Source organism: Amycolatopsis dendrobii, from assembly GCF_014145675.1.
Lineage (GTDB): Bacteria > Actinomycetota > Actinomycetes > Mycobacteriales > Pseudonocardiaceae > Amycolatopsis > Amycolatopsis dendrobii.
The window spans coordinates 500,886-523,808 of sequence record NZ_JACGZW010000005.1; the positions used below are offsets into that span (position 1 = coordinate 500,886).

The following is a 22,923-nucleotide window of genomic DNA, read 5'->3' on the forward strand; positions in this document are numbered from 1 at the left end:
GCTGCCCCCTTTTCGGCTAACAGGCGGTCCCGGCGAGGCCGTACCCGTCGTCCGGGTCCGAATCAGGCCGTTCGCCGGGTTCTTGCTCTTCCGGTGATTCAGCGGACGGCGTTTCCGATTCCGCCGACAAATGCGACGCGCGGGTGGACATCAGCGCGATCCCGACCACGATCACCAGCCCGGCCAGCGCCTCGCCGAACAGCGCGAGCGGCCGCCCGTCGGCCGATTCGCCCATCCACGACAGCCCGATCGCGACGCCGACCAGCGGGTCCAGCGCGGTGATGACGGCGAGCGCGGGCGTCAGGAACCGGCCCTGCTGGAACGTGTTCTGGCTCAACAGGAACCCCAGCGGCCCCACGACGCACACCAGATACAGCGTCCAGTGCCGGAACGGCTCGTCGATCCCGACGCGGAACTGGCCCGCGACCACCTTCATCAGTCCGGCGGTGAGGCCGTACAGCACGCCCGTCGCGACGGCCAGCCCGAGCACCCGCCACGACCCCGAATTCGTTGACGCGGCAACAACAAGCGAGACCAGGGTCAGCGCGGCGAGCGCGATGCCGAGCGGCAGCAGGTCGCCGCCGCTGACGAGCGTCTCGCCGTTGCCGCTCGGCCGCGCGATGACGAGGAACGCGGCGAGCCCGGCCACGCACAGCAAGCCGCCGGCACTCATCGTGCGGTCCGGGCGGCGGCGCTCCAGCCGCGCGGACGCGAGGCCCGCGAACATGAGCGACGTCACGAGCAGCGGCTGGACCAGCAGCAACGGCCCGAACGCGAGCGCGACGAGCTGCAGGACGAGACCCAGGATGGTCGCGGCGATCCCGATGAGCCACAATGGGCGTCCGACGAGCCGCTTGAAGAGCGTCAGGTCGAGCGGTTTGCCGGTTTCCACCTCTTTGGTCGCCCTGGCCTGCGCTGCGCTCGCGAGTCCCATGCACGCCGCGCCGGCGACGGCGGCGGGGACAGCCACGACCAGCGACATCCCCGTAACTGTCACGGACTCTTCACCTCACACCGTCCCCATCCGCCGTGCTTATGCTCAAGCCTTGTCCGAGGCCGAGTCGCCCGGTTGGCACCGGAGGCAGCAGAACCCGCATGCGACACCCCCACACGATCGACCTCCCCTCGTTCCGCCGTCTCGTCGTGGACGGGGGCCGGCACCTGCTGGAGTCGACGCTGGTCCCGGCCGGCCTGTTCTATCTCCTGCTGACCCTGGTGAGCTTCGACAGCGGGGTCATCGCCGCGCTGTGCTGGTCGGTCGCCGTGGTGGGCGCCCGGCTGGCGCTGCGCAAGAAGATCCCCGCCGTGCTGCTGCTGACCACGGCTCTGCTGGTCGCGCGCACTGTGCTGGGCCTGGCCACCGGCAGCGCTTTCCTGTACTTCCTGCAGCCGACTCTACAGAATTTCCTCGTCGCCAGCCTGTTCCTGATCTCCGCGCCGTTCAACAAACCGCTGCTCGCGCGGCTGGCGGGCGATTTCTGCGCATTCCCCGAAACGCTCTCCGGACACCCCGGAATGCGCCGGTTCTTCCAGCGCGTGTCGGTGCTGTGGGGACTCGTCTTCGCGGTGAACGGCGGCGTGACGCTGCTGATGCTCGCGCGGGAAACGGTCGGCAACTTCCTCATGGTGAGCACCGCGGGCTCGTATTCGATCATCGGGCTGGCCATCGCCGGTTCGCTGTGGTGGTTCCGGCGCTCGCTGCGCTCGGCGGGCATCACGCTGCGCATGGGCCACCGCCCGGCCGCGCTGCCCGCCGCCTGATGGCCCGCACCGCGCTGGTCACCGGCGCGTCCTCCGGCATCGGAGCCGCCACCGCGCGGCAGCTCGCCCGCTCCGGCGTCCACGTGCTGCTGCACGGCCGGAACGAGGACCGGCTCGCCGCGCTCGCCACGGAAACCGGCGGCACCGCGCTCGCCGCCGACCTCGCGGACCCCGGGTCCGCGGCGGATCTCGCCGACCGCGCGCTGGCGATCACCGGATCGGTGGATCTGCTGGTCAACAACGCCGGTCTCGGCTGGGCCGGCCCCCTGCCCGAGCTGTCCGGGGAACGGCTGCGGCACCTCGTCGCGGTGAACCTGACCGCGCCGCTCGACCTGACTCGCGCACTCCTGCCCGCGATGCTGGAACGCGACCGCGGGCAGATCGTTTTCGTGTCGTCGATCGCCGGACGCACCGGCGTCGCCGGGGAAGCGGTGTACGCCGCGGCAAAGTCCGGTGTAGACGCTTTCGCCGACAGCCTTCGATTCGAGTTGCACAGCACTGGAGTAACCGTCGGAACCGTAGTTCCCGGCGTGGTGCGCACGGAATTCTTCGAGCGTCGCGGCCGTCCGTACACCCGCAGCACGCCCCGTCCGGTGAGCGCCGAACGCGTGGCCGCCGCCGTGGTGCGCGCCGCCGCGCGGCCGGGCGACTACTACGTGCCGCGCTGGCTGCGAATCCCCGTCGCGCTGCGCGGCGCGGCACCCGGCCTTTACCGCGCGCTCGCGGCGCGGTTCGGCGCCGAAAGCTGACGGGTCCACGCACACCTCCTCCCCCGGGACGCCCCCGCTTCCGCGAGCCAAGCACGTCCACTGTGCTGCCGCATCAGGGAAATTCCCCGATCAGGCGATTTCGTCCGCTTCCCCGGGCGGCCCCCAAGCGAGCGCCAGCACGAGCGTCGCGCGCACGGCCGGGTCGTCCAGCGACGGCCCGAACAGGTCGTGCAGGCGGCCGAGCCGGTAGGACACCGTCTGCGGATGGATGTGCAGGTCCTCCGCGACCGCCTTGCGGTCCCCCAGATGCAGCAGCCACGACGTGAGCGTGGTGGAGAGCCGTTCCCGCGCGGATTCGTTCAGCTCGTCAAGCGGGGCAAGGGCTTGTCTTCGCAGCACGTCGAGCAGCCGGTCGTCGCGGTGCACGATGATCGCGTCGAGATGCTCGTCGGCGAACACCGGATCGTCGCTGAGCAGGTGGTCCCGCCGCAGCCGGGCGGTCACCTCGGCGATGCGCAGGCTGGCCGGGAGCCGGTCGAGCGGCACCGTCGCGCCGACCACCGCGCCGCCGCCGCGCAGCGCACGGGCCAGCCACGCGCGCCTGCCGGGACCGCCCGGGTCCGGCACGATCGCCACGACCACGCCGGGCCTGCGCAGCCGCAGGCAGCTGTCTTCGAGGCGGAACACCAATTCCCGGCCCAGCTCGTTGTCGTCCTCCACCAGCACGACCGCGGCGTGCTTCGGCAACCGCCAGTCCGCGCGCGCCGCCGCGGCGCGCACCGCGGCCTTGTCCGCGCGGTCGGACAGCAGCAGCGCGGTCAGTTCGTCGCGCAGCCGTTCCCGCGCGCGCACCGCGTCCGACTGCTCCTGCAAGTAACCGCGCAGCGACGATTCCGAAAGCTGGTCCACCAGAGCGAACACGGTGGTGGCGAGCGAGGCGAACAGTTCGGCGGGCACCTCGAGATCGAGCGCCGCTTCCGAAACGTGCCGCCACGCCACGCGCGCGCCGACCCGGTAAGCCGACAGCAGGCTCGTGACGCGCCTGCCCTGCTGGTATTGCGCCCGCCCGATTTCCTCGAACACCGTCTGCTCGACGCCGGACCCCAGTTCCGGCAGCCGCTCGTCGGGTTCGGCCGCCATGTCGATCAGCCGCCGGACGAATCCCGCGCTGGCGGCGACGAGGTCGGCGAGTTCTTCGGTCAGGAACTCCGCGTAGTCGGGATGTTCGTCCGCGAGCTGGTCGCGGACCTCGTTGAGCATGGCGGGCAGCCGGCGGGCCACCACCGTCTCCAGTTCGTCAAGCCGGGTCACCTGATCTGGTCCCATGTGTCCGGGAGTCCTTCCGTCGCAGGCAGCGGTCTCGGGTCGCCTCGGGACATCCTGTCCCCACTTTGGCCTCTCGTGCCAAGTCGAAGCCACCGAAATTCGCTTTCCGGCGGCAGAAGCCGCCCGTCCGGGGGCGCGACACTGGCGGGGATGAGATCCACAGCGGGTGTCCGGCACGCCCCGGACGCGTCGGGGCTGCGAGAGAAACGGCGCGCGGAAAACTTCCCGGTGGCCCTGCGGGTGCTGCCGGAACAGGTGCGCGCCGACCTCGTCGCGGTCTATTCCGTCGCGCGCACTGTGGACGATCTGGGCGACGAGGCCGAGGGCGACCGGATCGCGCAGCTCGAGGCGTTCTCGGCGGACCTGTCCGCGGCGTTCGGCAACGGGGAACCGGAAGATCCCGCTGTCCGTGGACTTCTCCCCGCGATCCGCGCCGGACGGCTGACCGAGGAACCGTTCCAGCGGCTCGTCCAGGCGAACATCCAGGACCAGCGGGTGCACCGTTATCCGGTCTTCGCGGACCTGCTGGCGTACTGCCGGCTTTCCGCGGACCCGGTCGGGCGGATCGTGCTCGACCTGCTCGGCGTCCGCGATCCGCGCGCGGCGGAGCTGTCCGACCGGATCTGCACCGGGCTGCAGCTCGTGGAGCACTGGCAGGACGTCGGCGAGGACTACCGCAACGGGCGGGTGTACCTCCCGCAGGAGGATCTCGCCGAGTTCGGCGTCGCCGAGGAGGAATTGGGCGCCGCGCACGCGTCGCCGGAGATGAAAGCGCTGATGCGGTGGGAAACCGACCGCGCCGCCGCCCTCCTTGGCGGCGGCGCGGATCTGCTGGGGCGCCTGTCGGGCTGGGGGCGGTTCGCGGTGAGCGGCTTCCTCGCCGGCGGGCTCGCGACGGTCGACGCGCTGCGCGCGAGCGGCGGCGACGTGCTGTCCGCACCGGTCCGGCCGAGCCGGGCCGGGCTGCTGAGTTGGCTGGGGTGGCTGCAAGTCGGCACGAGGAGGCGGTCCGGATGACGGCACTGGGCACAGTGGACGAGGCCTACGCGCACTGCGCGGAAGTCACCAGGAAACAAGCTCGTAACTTCTACTACGGAATCCGGTTGCTGCCGCCGGACAAACGCGCGGCGCTGTGCGCGGTGTACGCGCTGGCCCGGATCATCGACGACATCGGCGACGACACCGAAGCCTCCGCCGAGGCGAAGCTGCAGGGGCTCGCCGGGGTCCGGAAATCGCTCGGCGACCTGTCCGCGACCGCCGATCCGGTGTACGTCGCGGTCGCCGACGCGGCGCGCCGGTACCCGATTCCGCTCGGCGCGTTCGAGGAATTGCTCGACGGCGTCGAGATGGACGTGACCGGCCGCGAGTACGTGCGGTTCGAGGAACTGGTCGAGTACTGCCGGTGCGTGGCGGGTTCGGTCGGGCGGCTGTGCCTCGGCGTGTTCGGCAGCCGTCCGGAGCCGAACGCGCCGGTGTACGCCGACGAGCTGGGGATTGCCTTGCAGCAGACCAATATTCTGCGCGACATCCGCGAGGACCTGCTGGGCGGCCGGGTGTATCTGCCCAAAGAGGACCTCGACCGGTTCGGCGTCGAACTGTCCGTCGGCCCCGACGGGAAGCTCGCCGATCCCGAAGGCGGGCTCACCGCGCTGATCCACGACAGCGCCGCGCGGGCCCGCGACTGGTACTCCCGCGGTCTCCGCCTGGTGCCCTCTTTGGACGGTCGCAGCGCCGCGTGCTGCACCGCGATGTCGGGCATCTACCGCACCCTGCTGGACCGGATCGACGAACAGCCCGCGCGCGTGTTCGACCGGCGGCTTTCGTTGTCCGGCCGGGAAAAGGCGGTGGTCGCGTTCCGGGCGCTGACCGGGATCGGGCGATGACCGCCCCGGTCGCGGTGGTCGGCGGCGGGCTCGCGGGCATCGCCGCCGCGCTCGCCTGCGCCGACGCCGGACGTGCGGTGACGCTCTTCGAGGCGCGGCCGTATCTGGGCGGGCTCACGCATTCGTTCACTCGCGGCGAGCTGCGGGTCGACAATGGACAGCACGTGTTTCTCCGCTGCTGCACCGCTTATCGCGCGCTGCTCGACCGGCTCGGCGTCGCCGATCGGGTGACTTTGCAGCCGCGGCTGGAAATCCCGATCCGTCTGCCGGGCGCGACGGAGCCGACCTGGCTGCGCCGCGACGACCTCCCCGCGCCGCTGCACCTGGCCACCTCGTTGCTGCGTTACGACCCGCTGCGCCCGCTCGACCGGGCCCGGTTCGCACTCGCCGCGCTCGCGTTGCGCCGGGTGGATCCGAAGGCCGACCGCACGGATCGTCAGTCCTTCGGGGAATGGCTGCGGCGGCACGGACAGAGCGCGGCGGCGATCGAAGCGTTGTGGGATTTGGTCGGCGTGGCAACGCTGAACGCGACGGCCGACGACGCGTCGCTCAGTCTCGCCGCGACGGTGTTTCAGGAGGGCCTGCTCACCGATCCGGCCGCCGCCGACATCGGATGGTCGCTGGTGCCGTTGCGGGAACTGCACGGCGACCCGGCGCGCGAACGGCTGCTCGAGGCCGGCGCGGACGTCCGGGCCGGCACGAAGGTGCGCGCGATCAGCGAAGGCTGGCGGGTCGTCACCGATCGCGGCGAGGAGGAGTTCAGCCAGGTCGTCCTCGCCACTCCCCCGCCGGTGACCGAACAGCTCGCGCCGCCCGGGGCGATCGGGCTGCCGCCGGGCTGGTCCGGCGGCCTCGGCAGCTCGCCGATCGTGAACGTGCACGTGGTGCTCGACCGGAAGGTCCTCGACGAACCGTTCGTCGCCGGCGTGCGCACGCCGGTGCAGTGGGTGTTCGACCGGACGCGGCAGTCCGGGTTGGACTCCGGGCAGTACCTCGCGATGTCGCTGTCCGCCGCGGACGCGCAAATCGACCTGCCCACCGCGAAACTCCGCGAACAGCTGCTGCCCGAACTGCTGGCGCTGCTGCCCGAAGCACGCGGCGCGCGGGTGCTCGACTTTTTCGTCACCCGCGAGCGGCACGCGACGTTCCGGCCCGGCCCCGGCACCGCCTCGCTGCGCCCGCCCGCGCGCACCGCGCTGCCCGGGCTGTACCTGGCGGGTGCGTGGACCGCGACCGGATGGCCCGCGACGATGGAGGGCGCCGCGCGCAGCGGCGCGGCCGCGGCCGTCGCCCTCCTTCAGCACAACGGTAAGAGGGAGGGAGTCGGAGCATGACCGCCAATCTGTTTTCTGCCGAAAAGACGCGTTCAGCGGTGCCGCCGGTGCTCGGCAGCGCCCGGGACGCCGTGCAGCCGGCGTTGCGCGCCGCCGTCGACCGGCTGGACGACAGCAGCCGCGCGATCAGCGCCTACCACCTCGGCTGGACCGACCCGAACGGCGTGCCGGTGCGGGGCAACGGCGGCAAGGCCGTGCGGTCGGCGCTCGCCGTGGTGTCCGCGCAGGCCGCGGGCGCGCCGGTCGAGGTCGGCGTTCCCGGTGCGGTCGCGGTGGAACTGGTGCACAACTTCTCGCTCGTCCACGACGATCTGATGGACGGCGACACCGAACGCAGGCACCGGCCGACGGTGTGGGCGCTGTGGGGGTCCGCGAGCGCGATCCTGACCGGGGACGCGATGCTCGCGCTCGCCCAGGAAGTGGTGCTGGACAGCGGTTCCCCGCACGCGGTCGCGGCCGGGCGGCTGATCGCCCAGACCACGCGGCGGCTCATCCACGGCCAGTTCCTGGACGTCGCGTTCGAGCAGCGCGACGACGTCGTGCTCGCCGAATGCGTGACGATGGCCGCCGGGAAAACCGGTGCGCTGCTGTCCGCCAGCGCCGCGATCGGCGCGGTGCTGGCCGGTGCGCCCGCCGAGGTGGTCGACGCGCTGGCGGTGTTCGGCGAGGAGATCGGCCTCGCGTTCCAGCTCGTCGACGACGTGCTCGGCATCTGGGGCGATCCGGCGGTCACCGGGAAATCGGTGTACTCCGACCTGCGGGCGCGCAAGAAGTCGCTGCCGATCACCTACGCGATCACTCACGGCGGCGCGGCGGGCCGGCGGCTCGCGGAATGGCTCGCCGGAGACGACGACACGGACCTCGCGCGGATCGCCGCGCTGGTGGACGACGCGGGCGGCCGCGAGTGGGCCACCACGGAAGCGGCGCGGCACGTCGCCACCGCGGAACAAGCGCTGGCCGCCATCCCGCCGGGCCCGCGCGACGACCTCGTTTCGATCGCCCGATTCATCGCCGGAAGGGAAGCGTGATGACCCAGACCGTCCCCCGGACCTCCGCCTCCGCGCCCGCCGCCCGCACCGCTGCCGAGACTGTCGGCGCGGCCGTCGAGTTCCTGCGCCGCGAGCAGGACCGCGCCGGATGGTGGAAGGGCGAACTCGCCACCAACGTCACGATGGACGCCGAAGACCTGCTGCTGCGGCACTTCCTCGGCATCCTCACCCCGCAGATCGCCGAGGAGTCCGCGCGCTGGATCCGCTCGCAGCAGCGCTCCGACGGCACCTGGGCGAACTTCCCGGACGGCCCGGCGGACCTGTCCACGACGGTCGAGGCGTGGGTCGCGCTCCGGCTGGCCGGCGATCCGGCGGACGCCCCGTGGCTGGCCACGGCCGCCGACTGGATCCGCGAGCACGGCGGGATCGAGGCGACGCGCGTGTTCACCCGGATCTGGCTCGCGATGGTCGGCCAGTGGTCCTGGGACGACCTGCCGAGCCTGCCGCCCGAGCTGATCTTCCTGCCGTCGTGGTTCCCGCTCAACGTCTACGACTTCGCCTGCTGGGCGCGGCAGACCATCGTGCCGCTCACCATCGTCGGCACCCTGCGCCCGGTGCGGAAGCTCCCGTTCGATGTCTCCGAACTGCGCACCGGCAAGCGTCCGCCGAAGACGCGCGCGCCGTGGACGTGGGACGGCGTGTTCCAGAACCTCGACACCGCGCTGCACGCGTACGCGAAACTGCCGCTCAACCCGGTGCGGAAGCTCGCTGTCAAGCAGGCCGCGGAATGGATCCTCGCGCGGCAGGAGGCCGACGGTTCATGGGGCGGGATCCAGCCGCCGTGGGTGTACTCGATCCTCGCGCTGCACTTGCTCGGCTACTCGCTCGACCATCCCGCGCTCAAGGCCGGGATCGCCGGGCTCGACGGGTTCACCATCCGGGAGAAGACCGACCAGGGCTGGGTGCGCCGGCTCGAAGCGTGCCAGTCGCCGGTGTGGGACACCGCGCTGGCGATGACCGCGCTGCTCGACGCTGGTGTCTCCCCCGGCGACGAAACCCTGGTCCGCGCCGCGGATTGGATGCTCGGCGAGGAAATCCGGGTGCCCGGCGACTGGGCGGTGCGGCGGCCTTCGCTGCAACCGGGCGGGTTCGCGTTCGAGTTCGCCAACGACGGCTACCCGGACACCGACGACACCGCCGAGGTGGTGCTCGCGCTGCGGCGGATGGGCAAACCGGATCACCTGCGGATCCGGGAGGCGGTCGACCGGAGCGTCGCGTGGCTGGAGGGAATGCAGTCCAGCGACGGCGGATGGGGCGCGTTCGACGCGGACAACACGCAGGTGCTGACCACTCGCCTGCCGTTCTGCGATTTCGGCGCGGTGATCGATCCGCCGTCGGCGGACGTGACCGCGCACGTGGTCGAAATGCTGGCCGCCGAAGGGAAATCCGGCACTCGCGAATGCCGTCGCGGGATTCGGTGGCTGTGGGACAACCAGGAGGAGGACGGCTCGTGGTTCGGCCGCTGGGGCGCGAACTACGTGTACGGGACGGGCGCGGTGGTGCCCGCGCTGGTCGCGGCCGGGGTCCCCGGGAGCGACCCGCGGATCCGGCGTGCGGTGAAGTGGCTGGCCGAGCACCAGAACGACGACGGCGGGTGGGGCGAGGATCTGCGGTCCTACGACGACCGGGCGTGGGCCGGACGCGGCGATTCGACGCCGTCGCAGACCGCTTGGGCGTTGCTGGCACTGCTCGCCGCCGGGGAACGGGAGTCCACTGCGGTCACCCGGGGCGTCGAGTGGCTGGTCGAACGGCAGCGGCCGGACGGCGGCTGGGACGAGGACAAGCACACCGGAACCGGTTTCCCGGGCGACTTTTACCTGTCGTACCACCTGTATCGCGTGGTGTTCCCGCTGTCCGCGCTCGGCCGGTATGCACGGGGCGGGTCATGACCCCGATCGTCTGCACCCCGTTGCGGATCGAGCAGGCCGCGCTGCGCGGCCCCGGTCCGCGGACGGTCCACACCGGACTCGGGCCTCGCCGGGCCGCCGCCGCTGCGGCCCGGCTCCCGTCCGGACCGCGGATCGTCGCGGGGGTCGGCGGCGGGCTCACCCCTGCCGTACGGCCGGGAGACGTGGTGGTCGCCACTGAGGTGCGCGGTCCTTCCGGCGTGGTGCCGGTGCCGTCCGCTCCGTTGCTGGCGGGTGCGTTGCGCGGGCTTGGCCTCACTGTCCATCTCGGGCCCGTGGCCGGCAGTTCGCACGTGGTGCGGGAACGGGAACGGGCTTCGCTGGCCGCCAGTGGTGCGCTGGCGGTCGACATGGAGTCTGCCTGGCTGGCGGCCGACGGTGAACCGTTCGCTGTGGTTCGAGCCATTGTGGACACTGCCGGAGCGCCGCTGTTCCATCCTTCGACGGTCGCTAATGGCCTCACCGGGTTGCGGAGTCTGCGCCGGGCCGCTCCCGCGATCACTGCGTGGGCTGAAGCCATAGGACCGCGAAAGGTGCTGCTGGCCAGTCCGCGATCGTTCTGCGCTGGAGTGGAGCGGGCGATCGAGATCGTCGAACGCGCGCTCGAGAAGCACGGCGCGCCGGTGTACGTGCGTCGGCAGATCGTGCACAACACCCACGTCGTGCGCCAGTTGCAGGGGCGCGGCGCGGTGTTCGTGGACGAGGTGGAGGAAGTTCCGGAAGGCGCGACGCTCGTCTTCGCAGCCCACGGCGTCTCCCCGGCGGTTCGGCGAGCCGCAGCGGACCGCGGACTGTCCGTAGTGGACGCGACGTGTCCGTTGGTTACCAAGGTGCACAACGAAGTCCGCCGTTACACCGGTCGCGGCGAGACAGTGTTCCTCATTGGGCATGCCGAGCACGAGGAAGTGGAAGGCACCGTCGGAGAAGCGCCCGACAATGTGGTGGTCGTCGGCGATGTCGCGGCCGCTCGGACGGTCACCGTGCGCGACCCCTCGCGGACCGCCTACACCATGCAGACCACGCTGGCACTCGACGAGGCTGAAGAGATCGCTTCCGTGCTGCGCGAACGATTCCCCGGGCTTTCCGCGCCGCGCAAGGACGACATCTGTTACGCCACCACCAATCGGCAGCAGGCTTTGCGCGCGATCGCCCGCGAAGTGGATCTGGTGCTGGTCGTGGGTTCCGGGAATTCGTCCAACTCGCGGCGGCTGGTGGAGGTCTCCGAACGCGAGGGAACCCCGGCGGTTCTGGTGGACGGCTGCGGCGACGTCGACCTGCGCCGGCTCGCCGGGATCGGCCGGATCGGGCTCACCGCGGGAGCTTCGGCTCCGCCGCGCCTGGTGTCCGAAACAGTCGGGGCCCTGCGCGGATTGGGGCCAGTCAGCGTCGCGGAAAACACGCTGACGGAGGAAGAAATGACGTTCACCCTACCTCGGGAGGTGCTCTGAGCGATGGCCATGCCGTTGCGCCAGTCTCTTCGGCTGGGCGGTTATCTGATGAAGCAGAAGCTGCTGCGCAAGGAGAAGTTCCCGCTCCTGGTCGAGCTGGAACCGCTCTTCGCGTGCAATCTCAAATGCGGCGGATGCGGCAAGATCGCGCAGCCGCACACCCTGCTGAAACAGCGGATGCCGGTGGAGCAGGCGGTCGGGGCGATCGAGGAGAGCGGCGCGCCGATGGTGTCGATCGCGGGCGGCGAACCGCTGATGCACCCGCAGATCGACGAGATCACCCGGCAGCTGCTCGCCCGCAACAAGATCATTTTTCTCTGCACCAACGCGCTGCTGCTGCCCAAGCACATCCACAAGTTCAAGCCGCACCGCAATTTCGCGTGGATGGTGCACATCGACGGCCTCGAAGAACGGCACGACGCGTCGGTGCGCAAGGAGGGCGGTTTCCAGGCGGCGGTCGACGCGATCAAGCTCGCCAAGGAAAAGGGCTTCCGCGTCATGACGAACACGACGTTCTTCACCGGGGACACCCCGCAGGACGTCATCGACGTGCTCGACTACCTCAACGACCTCGGCGTCGACAACATGCAGATCTCGCCGGGATACGCGTACGAGAAGGCGCCGGACCAGGACCACTGGCTCGGCGTGCAGCAGACCCGCGAACTGTTCGCCAAGGCCTTCGGCGGCGGCAACCGGAAACGCTGGCGGCTCAACCATTCGCCGGTGTTCCTCGATTTCCTCGAGGGCAAACGCGACCTGGAATGCACGCCGTGGGGCATCCCGTCGTATTCGCTGCTCGGCTGGCAGCGCCCGTGCTACCTGCTGGACGACGGCTACGCGAAGACCTACCGGGAGCTCATCGAAACCACCGAATGGGAGAACTTCGGCCGCGGCAAGGACCCGCGCTGCTCGAACTGCATGGCGCACTGCGGCTACGAACCCACCGCGGTGATCGCCACTCTCGGCTCGCTCAAGGAGTCCGTCCGGGCCGCCGTCGGCCACTGACCCGCCTGCCGTGCGGGGAACCCTGCGGGACTCTGATTCCCTGAGGGTTCCCCGCACGTCCGCACAACGGGTTTGCTCAGCGCGAGCGGGGCGTGCCATGATGGGCGCATGCGTGCGCAGCGATTTCTTCGCCCCCGGGGAGTGCCCGGGGGCTGCGCGTGCGCGCCGGGTTCCGCCCGCTGACGTCCGCGTGTTCCCGCACTGCCCGGGGGTGAAGTCCAGCACTTCACGACCCGAAGCGAGGAACCCGTGGACCCTCTCGAACCCGCCTCGGCGCTGCGCCGGATCGCCGCGCTGACCGAGGCCGCACTCGCCGATCTCGCCCAGGCCAGCACGCCCGCCGCTGTCGCTGACGTGCGCCGTTCCGTGCTCGGCAAGTCCAGCCCGCTCGCCGCCGTCCGCCGCGACCTCGGCCGCTGCGACCCGGCCTGCCGAAAACAGCTCGGCCTCGCGCTTTCCAAGGCACACCAGCGCATTACCGCCGCGCTGGAGGAAAAACGCGCCGCGGAAACCGCACTGGACCGCCCGCTCGACCCGACCGTGCCCGGCCTTCCGCCGCCGACCGCCGGACTGCACCCGGTCACCCAGCTGAGATACGACCTCGACGACGCCTTCCGCGCGCTCAACTTCGCGGTCGTCGAGAGCCCGGAAATCAGCTCCGCGGAAATGGAATTCGACCGGCTGAACTTCCCGGCCGACCATCCGGCGCGGACGAGCATGGACACCTACTGGCTGGCCGACGGCCGCTGCCTGCGTCCGCACCTGACCGGCACGAGCGTCCGGTACCTGAGCACGCACGAACCACCGATCCGGATCGCCTACCCGGGACGCGTTTACCGCAACGAAAGCACCGACGCCCGGCACGAACGCGCGTTCTTCCAGTACGAGGTGCTGGTGGTCGACGAGAACATCCCGCTCGCCAGCGCCCGGTTCCTCGTCGACACCATCCTCGGCACGGTGTTCGGCGAACCGGTGCGAACGCGGATGCGCGCCGGGTACTTCCCCTTCGTAGAACCAGGTTTCGAGATCGACATGGTCTGCCAGGTGTGCTCGGGCCGCGGCTGCCGCATCTGCGGACGGACCGGCTGGCTCGAGGTGATGCCCGGCGGCAGCCCGCATCCGCACGTGCTGAGCGCCGCCGGACTCGACCCGGCGCGATGGTCCGGCTGCTACCTGAACGCCGGCCTGGACCGGCTGGCGATGATGCGCTACGGCATCGACGACGTCCGGCTGATGCACAGCGCCGACCTGCGCTTCCTCTCCCAATTCTCCTGAAAGGCCCGCTGCCGTGAAGATTTCCCGGGACTGGCTCGCCGACTACGTGCCCCTGCCCCGCTGTCCGCCGGACCAGCTGGCGCACGAGCTGACCTTGAAGACCGTCGAAGTCGAGGGGTACGACCTCGTCGACGACGACGTTGTCTTCGAGGTCGACAACAAATCGCTCACCAATCGCCCCGATCTGTGGGGACACTACGGAATCGCGCGCGAGCTGTCCGTCCTCTATGGACTCCCGCTGGCTCCGCTTCCCCGTATCGCGCGGCCGCCGGGCACTACCGGCCTCGCACTGGCCGACCCCGCTCGGCATCAGCGGATGCTGGCTCTGCAGTGCACAGTGGACAGTTCCGTGCCGGCACCGGCCTTCATCCGCGACCGGCTCCGGCGAATCGGCCAACCGGTCCAGGACTTGTGCGCCGACCTGAGCGCTTACGTGATGTTCGCCGTCGGACAACCAAGCGACGTCCGTGCCTCGGGCGACTCGCTCGTGCTGGAGATACCGACGCTGATCCCCAGCCACGCCCGGCGCAGCGCCCGGACCGAAGCTTCAGTGCGCCAAGAAAAAGGCTTGGACACTCAACGCGCCGACGAAGCCGCCGGCCTGTTCCTCCGCCTCCTGACCGAGGCGGATCCCTCAGCCGCGGCGCTCGGAGCGGAAGACATCGTCCTCGCCGCCACCCAACGCGCCGAGATCGAGATCACCCTCGGGGAAATCGAACGCCGGATCGGCCTCCCGCTGCCCCCGGACGAAATCCTGCGCATCCTCCGCGCCCTCGGCTGCACCGCCGAGGTCGTCGGAGAGCTGCTGCGGGTCGTCGCTCCGTCGTGGCGTTCCACCGGTGATCTCTCGCTGCCCGTGGACATCGTCGAGGAGCTGGCCCGCATCCACGGCTTCGACGCACTGCCCGCGCCGCGGCCCGTCGTGCGACTGGCCCCGCCCCCTCGGCTCCCCTTGAGCCGCCAGGTCCGGGAGGTGCTGGCGGCGCGCGGCGGGGCAACGGAAGTGCTGACCTACCCGTGGTCCGCCGACCATCTGCTCGCCGCGTGCGGCCTCGACCCCGCTCTCGCCATCGCCCGTCCGCCGGCCCCGGATCGCGCCCGGCTGCGCCCGTCGCTGATCCCGAACCTGCTCGAAGCCGCGGCCGCCAACCTGCGCTGCCACGACGAGTTCAGCCTCTTCGAGGTCGGCACCGTCTTCGCCGCGGGCGAGCGGACGTCCGCCGGGATCCTGCTCGCCGGACCGGACGGGGCCGGCCTGTTCCGCCGGGCCAAGGGGCTGGTCGACGTGCTCCGCCGGTACTGCCGTCTCACCGCACTGGACCTGTCCGGTGTCCCCGGCCTGGCCTGGACCGACCCGTCGGCCCGGCTCGCGATCCGCCCGGCCGGGGCACTGGCGCTGGTCCGGCCGCCGGTGCTCCGGGCGGCGGGCATCGAGCGGGGCGCGATCGCCTGCGTCGAACTGGACCTCGACGCGCTGCGGACGCACCCGTCCCGCCAGAACCGCTACACCCCCGTCGGCGACCTGCCCGAATCGGACTTCGACCTGTCCGTCCTCGCGGCCGACACCGTGCCGTGGTCGCTGGTCGCCGACACCGCGACCCAGGCCCACGCCTTGGTGCAGCGGGTGGCGTACGTCGGCGAGTACCGCGGTTCGAGAATTCCGCCAGGCCACCGTTCGCTCACCTTGCGAGTCACCCTCCGCCCGAGGTCCGCGACGCTGACCGCGGGCGAAATCGCCACAGCCCGCTCCGAAGTGCTGACTGCGCTAGAGCGGGCGGGGGCGCGGTTGCGGTGAGGCTCAGCCGAGACCAGATTGGGCGATGACGTGCGCGATGCTGATCCGCACCGCGGCGAATCCGCCGTGGACGAACGATTCCGCGAGGTCCGCTGCGGACTGACCGGGGTAGTAACGATCGGCGATCCCCGCCGCGACCCTCCTGATCTGGTCCGGCTCGGCGGAAATCCGGGCCCGTCCTTCGACGGTCACGAAGCTGTACGGCTGCCGCTCGTCACTGATGCAAACCGCGACACGTCCGTCCCGGGCAAGGCTTTTGCCTTTGACGCTTCGCGGCGACAGCGCGAAGGCAAGTTCATCACCGTCGAGAACGAAACAGATCGGCGTGACGTGCGGACGCCCGTCGGCGCGAGTGAGAGCCAAGTGGGCAAGCCTCGTTCCCTCGGCAAGGAAAGCGCGCCATTCGTTGTTGGTCATGGTGGTCATTGGTTGATCCCCTTCTCGGTGTATTGGCCGTCCTGCCGCTCACGAAGACGTCCAGCGACGGCTTGCTGTGCAAGGAAAAGCAGAATTCCTGCGGCGAAAGCCACTAGGCCAAGCCAAGTTCGGCCAGCGCGCTCCAGCAACGCCGTACCGAGCACCGGGCCGAGGACCGCGCCGAGACTCCACGCACTCGACGCCACGCCCAGGTACCCGCTGCGCAGATCAGGCGGCGCGAGAGCAGCGAACGTCGCACCGAACTGGACCGCCAACCCGATCTGTCCGAGGCTGAGAACGAGAACCGCGACGGCATAACCGACAATGCCCTGTGACACGGCGGCGAGACCGCCGCCAACGCCAGCCAGCAACATCGAGGCAGCAAGCACCGTCGCCCGGTCGCGATTCGCCAACACTGCGACAGCCAACGGTTGCAGGACAACGATGGCGAACCCGTTGAGCGCAAGCACGCCACCGTACGTTGCGGAACTGAACTGCTGCGCAGTCATCAACAACGGCAGCGTGGCGAACGCCTGCATCAGCAACGTGAAGCAACCGGCGTGGATCAGCGTCATAGTGCGCATCAAACGATCTGCTCGCAACGCTGGCAGCAGCGCGCGTCGCTGGCGGCTCGTTCCTGGATGGGTCTCCGGCACCGCGGCCACCACGATCAACGCCGCGAGCAGCATCGCGACCGCGTTCAACCAGAACAGCAGCCCGTAGCCGCGACTTGCCAACACTCCGGAAACCGTTGCCGCAACGGCATATCCGAGATTCGCCGCCCAATAGAGCAGGCTGTACGCCCGCACTCGCTCGTCCGGCGGAAGATCCGCCACCGCCGCCGATCCCGCCGGCCGGAAGAGCCCCGCAGCGAGACCGTAACCCACTGCCGTTGCCCAGATGACCGGCGTCACCGCAGCGGATCCCAACGCGGCCAACGCGATCGCCGTCCCAAGGAACCCGAGCAGCATCGTCTTCCGCCGCCCGATCCGGTCCCCGAACCAGCCTCCGAGCAGTTGCGACCCGAAGTCGCCGATGCCCACCGCCGCCACCACTGCCCCCGCCGCCGTCGGGTACATCTGTTGTTCCTGCGTCAGGTACAGCACCAGCATCGGCTGCACGAACGCGCCGCCGCGAGCGACGAGGTGACATGCCCCGAGCGCCCACGGCAGCCTGCGAGCGGGAGTTCTCCCGGCGGTGATCGTCGCGACTGTCATGGCAATGACGCTAAGAGCGCCGCGAGATTAAGAAAAGCGATTGTTTACGATCGAATCCATCGCGATCAGTAATATACTGCGCTCATGGCCGACCTCGACCTGCGGCAGCTGACGACGATGCTCGCGATCGCCGAAGAAGGAACGTTCTCCCGGGCAGCGACGAGGCTGGGCTACACGCAATCGAGCGTGAGCCAGCACATCGCGGCCTTGGAACGCTCCGTCGGCGGCGCGGTCTTCGACCGGCCGGGCGGCCCGCGCCCCGTGCGGATCACTCCCCTCGGTGCCGTCGTGCTCGAACACGGCCGGGAGGTACTGGCGAAAGCCGAAGCGCTGGGCCAGGCAGTCGACCGGTTCAAAGCCGGTGAAGGCCGCATCGACGTCGGCACCCTGCAAAGCGTCTCGCACGCGATCCTGCCGACCGTGCTGCGTCTGCTCCGCGAGGAACACCCCCGCTGCGAGATCCGGCTCTCCGAACCCGACGAGCCTCGGCTGGGCGAACTCGACCTGCTGTTCCACGACGGCCTGATCAGCGACGACACGGAGCATGTCCGGCTGATGCAAGACCCCTACCTGGCCGTCGCCCCGCCCGGCGCCCTGCCGGCGGGCCCGGTGCCCGCCCGCGAACTGGACGGCAAGGCGATGGTGGCCTGGCCGTCAACCTTCGACCAGCCCCGCCTCGAACAATCCCTCGCGGACGCCGGAGCCCGCCCGCGCATCGTGTTCCGCTCCGCGGGCAGCGAAACGATCCTGTCGATGGTGCGCGCCGGAATGGGCCTCGCGGTCCTGCCCTGGCTGGCGATCCACCAGGTCGTCTGCCGCGACTGCGGCGCGATCCACGGACCGGAGGGATGGCCGGATCTGCAGGTCCACGACCTCGACCCGGCCCCGGCGCGCTCGATCTGCCTCCACTGGCCGCGCGGCCGGGCCGCCGAGTCCCCTCTCGTGGCGCGGACCGTCGAGGTGGCTGTCGAAGTGGCGCGGGAACTGGCGCAGCAGGCCCCGCCCGCTCTGCCCTGACCAGCGCACCAGCCGCCCGCCGACCCGGCCGTGGCCCGCGGCGGCGGGCAGCACCGAAATCCCGCGCGATCCTGCCGGGTCGAGGGCACCCATCACCCCCTCGACCACCCGATCGGATCAGGCGACCGTCGCGTCCACCGTGACCTCGATGCTCCCGCCGAGCGCCTTCGAATACGGGCAGGTCTGGTGCGCGGCCGCGGCCAGGGCGTCCGCGGTCTCCTGATCGATCCCCGTCAACTCCAGGTGCAGCGCGGCGCTGAGCCAGAAGTTCGCCTCGTCGTGGTGCAGCGTCACATCCGCGACCACCGCCAGGTCGGCCAGTTTCACCTTCCGCTGCGCCGCCGCGATCCGCACCGCGCCCATGAAACACGACGACCACCCGGCCGCGAGCAACTGCTCCGGGTTCGTCGCCCCGCCGTTGCCGCCCAGTTCCTTCGGGATGGCGAAGTTCAGGTCGAGCGCACCGTCGGACGAAACCGCGCGTCCCCCGTTGCGGCCTTCGCCGGTAGTGGTGACGACGGCGGTGTAAGTGGTTTCAGACATGACTTTCCTTTCCGGAAATTTTCAGAATCCGCTGAGGACGGTGCCGGTCAGCGCCGCCAGTGCGCCGAGAACATCGCGGAACACCATCGTGATCGCGTCCATGGGACTTGGCCTTTCGGCAGGCGACCGGGCCGCTGTCCTCCGGTCTCGGCGACGAGAGAACCTTCGCACGCACATTCGTCACCGGTCAAGGGGGTTACGTATTTATGTGACCCGCTACTCATAACCTGCTAGGCCGGTTAGAGTTCCTTGCGTTGTGATTCATCACCTGTCAGACTGGTGCGCATGGAGCACGCCTTCCCTTGCGGAAACCCGGCGCTGGACTTCGTCGGCACGCTGCGGGCCCGCCGCAACGACGAGCCGGCCGAGATGCTGGGGTCGCCGCGCAGCCTGGACGCCTGGTTCCGCGAGTCGGGGGTCACCGGCGCCGATCCGGCGAGCACGGCAGCGGACCTGGCGGGGGCGATCGCGGTCCGGGAGGCGATCTACGCCCTGGTCGCGGCCCGGCTCGTCGGCCACGAGTACGACCCGGAGGCATTGACGCTGCTCAACGAGGCAGCCGCGCAGCCGGACGCGGTCCCGCAGCTGACCCGCACCGGACGGCAAGTCCGGGCGACCGCGGCACAGGCGTTGTCCACCGTGGCCCGGGCCGCGATCACGATCCTGGGCGGACCGGACGCCGATCTGCTGAAGGAATGCGGACGGCCGGAATGCACGCAGGTTTACCTGGACCATTCGCGAGGATCACGACGCGAATGGTGCGCGATGGCCACCTGCGGAAACAAAATGAAGGCAGCGGCTTACCGGGCACGACGGCGAGGAAATCCGCCGCTGACCCCTTCCCGGCAATCCTGAGCGTTCAGCGAGCGAACAAGCGGTTCAGCGCCGTCCGGCTGTCGTCGGCGGCGGCAACTTCGCGGACACCGCGCCGGCCTGCGCCGACGGCACCGCCGAGCGTCTGCTCGGCAAGGTCGCCCGCCCCGCCGCGAAAGCCTTGTCCTGGCGTCGAAATACACAAACCTGCGCCGCCCCGGCGACCCGAACTCCGGCGGGCCGCACCGCGAAAGGCTGTTCGCCTCGGCGGACGCCAGCCTGCGGGCCGCTGAACACGGACTATCTCGACCTGCGCGTCTGGGATTTCACGACGCCGGTCGAGGAGATCCCGCGCGGGATGGACAACCTCGTCCGGCAGGGCGAAATCCACTACGTCGCGATGTCCAGCGCCCCGGCCTGGCAGATCTCGTGCATGCAAGCCATCGCCGACCTGTGCGGATGGGCGCCGCTGACCGCGTTGCAGGCCGAGCACGACCTCGTCGAGTGCACCGGCGAACGCGATCCGCCCCCGATCGGCCGCGAGATGGGCCTCGGCATGGTCCCCCCGCTCTCCGCTGACTGGCGGCGTCCTGACCGGCAAGTACACCCGAGCCGACCTGACCGCGGCCGGGCCCGCCCCCGGCAAGAGCGCCCGCAAGTGCTTCAACCTCGCCCTCGGCGCGGTCACCGAACGCAATCCCGGCATCGCCGAGATTCTGGCCGACGTCGCCAGGGAAATCGGCTGCACTCCTGCCCAGGCCGGGCTCGCCCGGGCGCCGCGAAACCCCGCCGATCGTCGGGGCCCGCACGCCGGAGCAACTGGAAGACGATCTGGCCGCGCTGAGCGTCGAGTTCGCCGAGCCGCACCTGGCCCGGCTCGCCGCGGCCAGCACGATCCAGCTCGGCGTCCCGCACGACCTGCTCGCCAGCGACCGCATCCGCACGGCGGCCCGGGGCGATCCAGCCATCGAGGACCGCCGCTGACCGTCCGGCCGCTGCCGGCTGCGCGAAATAGCGCGGCCGGCACTGCGAAAGCGCGAACACCCGAACCGTCCAGTTCAGCATTTCCGATCGAATCCGTTCAACCCTCCGGAAGTCGGGGATTTCGGAGACCGGGCAGAATCGCTGCACCAGACCACCCGGACCGGCCGCATTCCGTGCGCCCGCGCAGCTTCTCACCGTCCACTATAGACAGTCCAGAGCAGACGAAATCACGCTGGGCGATCATGATCCGCGCCGGACCACCCGTCCGGCGCAATCCAAGGAAGCTGTCCGGCAAGCACCACAAGCGACAGTGGTCTTGTGTGACAACGTTGACGGATAACCCCGCCCCCGCCTTTCTTTGCCAGCTGTTGACCTTTCCCGAATCTCGGGCGTATGGTCTAGACCAAGAAGCCCACCCCCTTCGCTCACCCCCCGTGCGGGCCGGCTCCCGGAAAGCCGGTGCGTCGCTTTGTCGTACCCGCACCGGGAAACGAGCATTCCCCGAAGGAGCTGTCCATGAAAGCGAACCGGAAACTCGTCGCGGCCGCGGTCGGCACGGCGATCGCCCCGGTGCTCGTGCTGATCAGCCCGGCAGGCATCGCCAGCGCGCACGGGTACGTCAACGCGCCGGCGAGCCGGCAGGCCCAATGCGCGCAGGGAGTCGTTCCCTGCGGGCAGATCAAGTGGGAACCGCAGAGCGTCGAAGGACCGAAGGGGCTGCACAGCTGCAGCGGCGGCAACGCCCAGTTCGCCGAGCTGAACGACAACAACAAGGGCTGGAAGGCGACCTCGGTCGGCTCTTCGGTGGCCTTCACCTGGAAGTTCACCGCCCGGCACCGCACGTCCAACTACGAGTACTGGATCGGCAACGACAAGATCGCCACCGTGGACGGCGGCGGCCAGCAGCCCCCGGCGACGGTCACCCACAACGTGAACCTCAAGGGGCACACCGGAAGGCAGACGGTGCTCGCCGTCTGGAACATCGCGGACACCGCGAACGCCTTCTACGCCTGCATCGACCTGCAAGTGAGCTGACCCGGGAAGTCCGCACCAGACACTGAGGCACGGGCCGTGGCGGCGGCCCGTGCCTCAGCGCGCGTCCAGGGCATCAGCCGGAAATGACAAAACCAGCCAATTTCCCCCGCATTCGTTGACCCGCTTTCCCGGCCGTGACTAGCGTGCCGGTCACCGGAAAAGGGCACGACTCCAGGAGGCGGTTTTCCTTGATTTCCCGGCGGGCATTCCTCGGCGCATCCGCGGCAGCCGCGACATTTCCACTCTGGAACTCCGCGTTCGCCTCCGCGACCACCCCCGATACCGCGAAGGTCGCTTTCGACGACAAGTCCGGGGCAGGCCAGACCTACGCGTACATCACCGGAACGACGCTGGACAACCGGCTCGTCATCCTGAAAGCCGACGGCACGCCTTACTATCCGCCGTCCCCCGGCAGCGACCACACGCCGCTCGGCGAGGACTGCGCGATCCCGCTGAAGTCGCTTTCCCAGGTCACCGTCCCGAAAATGTACGCGGCCCGGATCTATGTCGCGCTCGACAGCAAACTGGACTTTTTCGTCAACAAGGGCCCGGCGCTGGTGCACCCGAGCTTCCTCGCCGCCGACGACCCGAACTACAACCGGAACTGGTCGTTCTGCGAATTCACCTTCAACAACGACGTGCTCTTCGCCAACATCAGCTACGTCGACTTCGTCGCGATCCCGATCGGCCTGCACCTCACCACGACCGGCTCCGGCGACCAGACCGTGCCAGGACTGCCCGCGCGCTCGCTGGACCCGATCTGCGACGCCCTCAACGCCCAGGGCGGCAAATGGGGCACGCTCATCGAAACCGGGGGCGACGGAAAGCCGCTGCGCGCACTGTCCGCGCATTACCGCGCCGACCAATTCGGCGGATACCTCGACGGCTACATCGACGAGGTGTGGAAGAAATACGCCGGCGAGACACTCACCGTCGACACCCAGGTGCCCGGCCTCGGCGCGTTCACCGGCCAGGTCGGCGCGGACGGCGTGCTCGCCTTCAACAACGGCGAACGCTTCGGCAAGCCCGCCACACCGGACGTATGGAGCTGCGACAGCGGACCGTTCGCCATCAAACAAGGCGACAGCGACGCCCGCAAGGCGATCATCCCCCGGCTGGCAGCGGCATTGAACCGCACCACCCTGCGCGACAATCCGAAACAGCCGACCGGCGAGGACCCGGCGAAGTTCTACCAGAACCCGGAAACCAACCACTACGCGCGAATCGTGCACAGCAAACTGCCGGACAACCGCGGATACGCCTTCCCGTACGACGACGTCTCCCCCGGCCCCGATTTCAGCGGCGCGGTCCAGGCAGGCGACCCGGACACGCTCACCATCACGGTAAACGCCTTGCGCTGAGCCAACGACGTGCCGCGGTCCATTTCGGACCGCGGCACTGTCA

20 protein-coding genes and 1 pseudogene are annotated in these 22,923 nt (G+C 70.0%); 16 read left to right on the forward strand and 5 right to left on the reverse strand.

Translation table 11 applies throughout. The features are described from left to right. Nucleotides 1–16: 16 nt before the first annotated feature. A complete protein-coding gene (locus tag H4281_RS17325) occupies nt 17–997 on the reverse strand; it encodes a DMT family transporter (RefSeq protein WP_237598994.1) in 981 nt (326 codons plus the stop codon). 98 nt (nt 998–1,095) lie between these two features. Between H4281_RS17325 and H4281_RS17330 the strand changes: the two genes are divergently transcribed. Together H4281_RS17330 and H4281_RS17335 are read left to right on the forward strand one after the other, a co-directional pair. Further along, nucleotides 1,096–1,761, forward strand: coding sequence for a VC0807 family protein (locus tag H4281_RS17330; protein WP_182891949.1), 666 nt, complete (start codon nt 1,096–1,098; stop codon nt 1,759–1,761). Next, nucleotides 1,761–2,510 (forward strand): SDR family NAD(P)-dependent oxidoreductase, encoded by a 750-nt coding sequence (locus H4281_RS17335; RefSeq protein ID WP_182891950.1) that lies wholly within the window; start codon nt 1,761–1,763, stop codon nt 2,508–2,510. Before H4281_RS17330 ends, H4281_RS17335 begins: the two co-directional genes overlap by 1 nt. A 90-nt stretch (nt 2,511–2,600) precedes the next feature. On the opposite strand, the gene H4281_RS17340 is transcribed toward H4281_RS17335, so the two are convergent. Continuing rightward, nucleotides 2,601–3,797 (reverse strand): PucR family transcriptional regulator, encoded by a 1,197-nt coding sequence (locus H4281_RS17340; protein WP_182891951.1) that lies wholly within the window; start codon nt 3,795–3,797, stop codon nt 2,601–2,603. A 150-nt stretch (nt 3,798–3,947) separates the two neighbouring features. On the opposite strand from H4281_RS17340, the gene hpnC reads away from it, so the two are divergent. The 9 genes from hpnC to H4281_RS17385 all read left to right on the forward strand — a co-directional run bounded on the left by hpnC (nt 3,948) and on the right by H4281_RS17385 (nt 15,493). Next, the gene (hpnC, locus tag H4281_RS17345) at nt 3,948–4,814 is read left to right on the forward strand and encodes a squalene synthase HpnC (RefSeq protein ID WP_220507318.1); all 867 of its coding nucleotides are present in this window, start codon (nt 3,948–3,950) and stop codon (nt 4,812–4,814) included. Continuing rightward, entirely contained in the window at nt 4,811–5,680 is an 870-nt protein-coding gene (gene hpnD, locus H4281_RS17350) for a presqualene diphosphate synthase HpnD (RefSeq protein WP_182891952.1), read from the forward strand. The genes hpnC and hpnD overlap by 4 nt, the downstream gene beginning before the upstream one ends. After that, the gene (hpnE, locus tag H4281_RS17355; protein ID WP_182891953.1) at nt 5,677–7,014 is read left to right on the forward strand and encodes a hydroxysqualene dehydroxylase HpnE; all 1,338 of its coding nucleotides are present in this window, start codon (nt 5,677–5,679) and stop codon (nt 7,012–7,014) included. Before hpnD ends, hpnE begins: the two co-directional genes overlap by 4 nt. Next, a complete protein-coding gene (locus tag H4281_RS17360) occupies nt 7,011–8,042 on the forward strand; it encodes a polyprenyl synthetase family protein (RefSeq protein ID WP_182891954.1) in 1,032 nt (343 codons plus the stop codon). Before hpnE ends, H4281_RS17360 begins: the two co-directional genes overlap by 4 nt. Then, on the forward strand, nt 8,042–9,952 hold the full coding sequence (gene shc, locus H4281_RS17365; RefSeq protein ID WP_182891955.1) for a squalene--hopene cyclase: 1,911 nt from the start codon (nt 8,042–8,044) through the stop codon (nt 9,950–9,952). The genes H4281_RS17360 and shc overlap by 1 nt, the downstream gene beginning before the upstream one ends. Beyond that, a complete protein-coding gene (ispH, locus tag H4281_RS17370; RefSeq protein ID WP_182891956.1) occupies nt 9,949–11,418 on the forward strand; it encodes a 4-hydroxy-3-methylbut-2-enyl diphosphate reductase in 1,470 nt (489 codons plus the stop codon). Before shc ends, ispH begins: the two co-directional genes overlap by 4 nt. 3 nt (nt 11,419–11,421) lie before the next feature. Next, on the forward strand, nt 11,422–12,423 hold the full coding sequence (hpnH, locus tag H4281_RS17375; protein ID WP_009076658.1) for an adenosyl-hopene transferase HpnH: 1,002 nt from the start codon (nt 11,422–11,424) through the stop codon (nt 12,421–12,423). Between the two features lie 249 nt (nt 12,424–12,672). Beyond that, nucleotides 12,673–13,698, forward strand: a complete 1,026-nt coding sequence (locus H4281_RS17380) for a phenylalanine--tRNA ligase subunit alpha (protein WP_220507319.1) — start codon at nt 12,673–12,675, stop codon at nt 13,696–13,698. Between the two features lie 13 nt (nt 13,699–13,711). Then, complete coding sequence (locus H4281_RS17385) at nt 13,712–15,493, forward strand: phenylalanine--tRNA ligase subunit beta-related protein (RefSeq protein WP_182891957.1); 1,782 nt, start codon at nt 13,712–13,714, stop codon at nt 15,491–15,493. A 3-nt stretch (nt 15,494–15,496) separates the two neighbouring features. Here the strand turns inward: H4281_RS17385 and H4281_RS17390 are convergent, their stop codons facing one another. Continuing rightward, nucleotides 15,497–15,919 (reverse strand): PPOX class F420-dependent oxidoreductase, encoded by a 423-nt coding sequence (locus H4281_RS17390; protein WP_182891958.1) that lies wholly within the window; start codon nt 15,917–15,919, stop codon nt 15,497–15,499. Further along, nucleotides 15,916–17,127, reverse strand: a complete 1,212-nt coding sequence (locus H4281_RS17395; protein ID WP_182891959.1) for an MFS transporter — start codon at nt 17,125–17,127, stop codon at nt 15,916–15,918. The genes H4281_RS17390 and H4281_RS17395 overlap by 4 nt, the downstream gene beginning before the upstream one ends. A gap of 84 nt (nt 17,128–17,211) precedes the next feature. Here H4281_RS17395 and H4281_RS17400 point away from each other — a divergent pair, with 84 nt between their 5' ends. Further along, nucleotides 17,212–18,144, forward strand: coding sequence for a LysR family transcriptional regulator (locus H4281_RS17400; protein WP_182891960.1), 933 nt, complete (start codon nt 17,212–17,214; stop codon nt 18,142–18,144). A gap of 117 nt (nt 18,145–18,261) precedes the next feature. On the opposite strand, the gene H4281_RS17405 is transcribed toward H4281_RS17400, so the two are convergent. Beyond that, a complete protein-coding gene (locus H4281_RS17405) occupies nt 18,262–18,687 on the reverse strand; it encodes an Ohr family peroxiredoxin (RefSeq protein ID WP_182891961.1) in 426 nt (141 codons plus the stop codon). A 285-nt stretch (nt 18,688–18,972) separates the two neighbouring features. Between H4281_RS17405 and H4281_RS17410 the strand changes: the two genes are divergently transcribed. From H4281_RS17410 to H4281_RS17425, 4 genes and pseudogenes are all read left to right on the forward strand, one after another. Further along, nucleotides 18,973–19,542, forward strand: coding sequence for a CGNR zinc finger domain-containing protein (locus tag H4281_RS17410; RefSeq protein WP_182891962.1), 570 nt, complete (start codon nt 18,973–18,975; stop codon nt 19,540–19,542). A 91-nt stretch (nt 19,543–19,633) separates the two neighbouring features. Next, nucleotides 19,634–20,344 (forward strand): annotated as a pseudogene (locus H4281_RS46805) (aldo/keto reductase); the annotation flags it as partial. 656 nt (nt 20,345–21,000) lie between these two features. Further along, on the forward strand, nt 21,001–21,519 hold the full coding sequence (locus tag H4281_RS17420; protein WP_182891963.1) for a lytic polysaccharide monooxygenase auxiliary activity family 9 protein: 519 nt from the start codon (nt 21,001–21,003) through the stop codon (nt 21,517–21,519). 188 nt (nt 21,520–21,707) lie between these two features. Then, entirely contained in the window at nt 21,708–22,880 is a 1,173-nt protein-coding gene (locus tag H4281_RS17425) for a glycoside hydrolase family 64 protein (protein WP_182891964.1), read from the forward strand. Nucleotides 22,881–22,923 lie beyond the last annotated feature (43 nt).

Excerpts from the sequence above, each read along its gene's own strand:
- H4281_RS17360 (WP_182891954.1), top strand. The coding sequence starts at position 7,011 with ATGACCGCCAATCTGTTTTCTGCCGAAAAGACGCGTTCAGCGGTGCCG.
- H4281_RS17420 (WP_182891963.1), top strand. The coding sequence starts at position 21,001 with ATGAAAGCGAACCGGAAACTCGTCGCGGCCGCGGTCGGCACGGCGATC.
- H4281_RS17330 (WP_182891949.1), top strand. The coding sequence starts at position 1,096 with ATGCGACACCCCCACACGATCGACCTCCCCTCGTTCCGCCGTCTCGTC.
- H4281_RS17410 (WP_182891962.1), top strand. The coding sequence starts at position 18,973 with ATGGAGCACGCCTTCCCTTGCGGAAACCCGGCGCTGGACTTCGTCGGC.
- H4281_RS17395 (WP_182891959.1), bottom strand. The coding sequence starts at position 17,127 with ATGACAGTCGCGACGATCACCGCCGGGAGAACTCCCGCTCGCAGGCTG.
- H4281_RS17335 (WP_182891950.1), top strand. The coding sequence starts at position 1,761 with ATGGCCCGCACCGCGCTGGTCACCGGCGCGTCCTCCGGCATCGGAGCC.
- shc (WP_182891955.1), top strand. The coding sequence starts at position 8,042 with ATGACCCAGACCGTCCCCCGGACCTCCGCCTCCGCGCCCGCCGCCCGC.
- H4281_RS17390 (WP_182891958.1), bottom strand. The coding sequence starts at position 15,919 with ATGACCACCATGACCAACAACGAATGGCGCGCTTTCCTTGCCGAGGGA.
- hpnD (WP_182891952.1), top strand. The coding sequence starts at position 4,811 with ATGACGGCACTGGGCACAGTGGACGAGGCCTACGCGCACTGCGCGGAA.
- hpnE (WP_182891953.1), top strand. The coding sequence starts at position 5,677 with ATGACCGCCCCGGTCGCGGTGGTCGGCGGCGGGCTCGCGGGCATCGCC.
- hpnC (WP_220507318.1), top strand. The coding sequence starts at position 3,948 with ATGAGATCCACAGCGGGTGTCCGGCACGCCCCGGACGCGTCGGGGCTG.
- H4281_RS17400 (WP_182891960.1), top strand. The coding sequence starts at position 17,212 with ATGGCCGACCTCGACCTGCGGCAGCTGACGACGATGCTCGCGATCGCC.
- H4281_RS17340 (WP_182891951.1), bottom strand. The coding sequence starts at position 3,797 with ATGGGACCAGATCAGGTGACCCGGCTTGACGAACTGGAGACGGTGGTG.
- hpnH (WP_009076658.1), top strand. The coding sequence starts at position 11,422 with ATGGCCATGCCGTTGCGCCAGTCTCTTCGGCTGGGCGGTTATCTGATG.
- H4281_RS17405 (WP_182891961.1), bottom strand. The coding sequence starts at position 18,687 with ATGTCTGAAACCACTTACACCGCCGTCGTCACCACTACCGGCGAAGGC.
- ispH (WP_182891956.1), top strand. The coding sequence starts at position 9,949 with ATGACCCCGATCGTCTGCACCCCGTTGCGGATCGAGCAGGCCGCGCTG.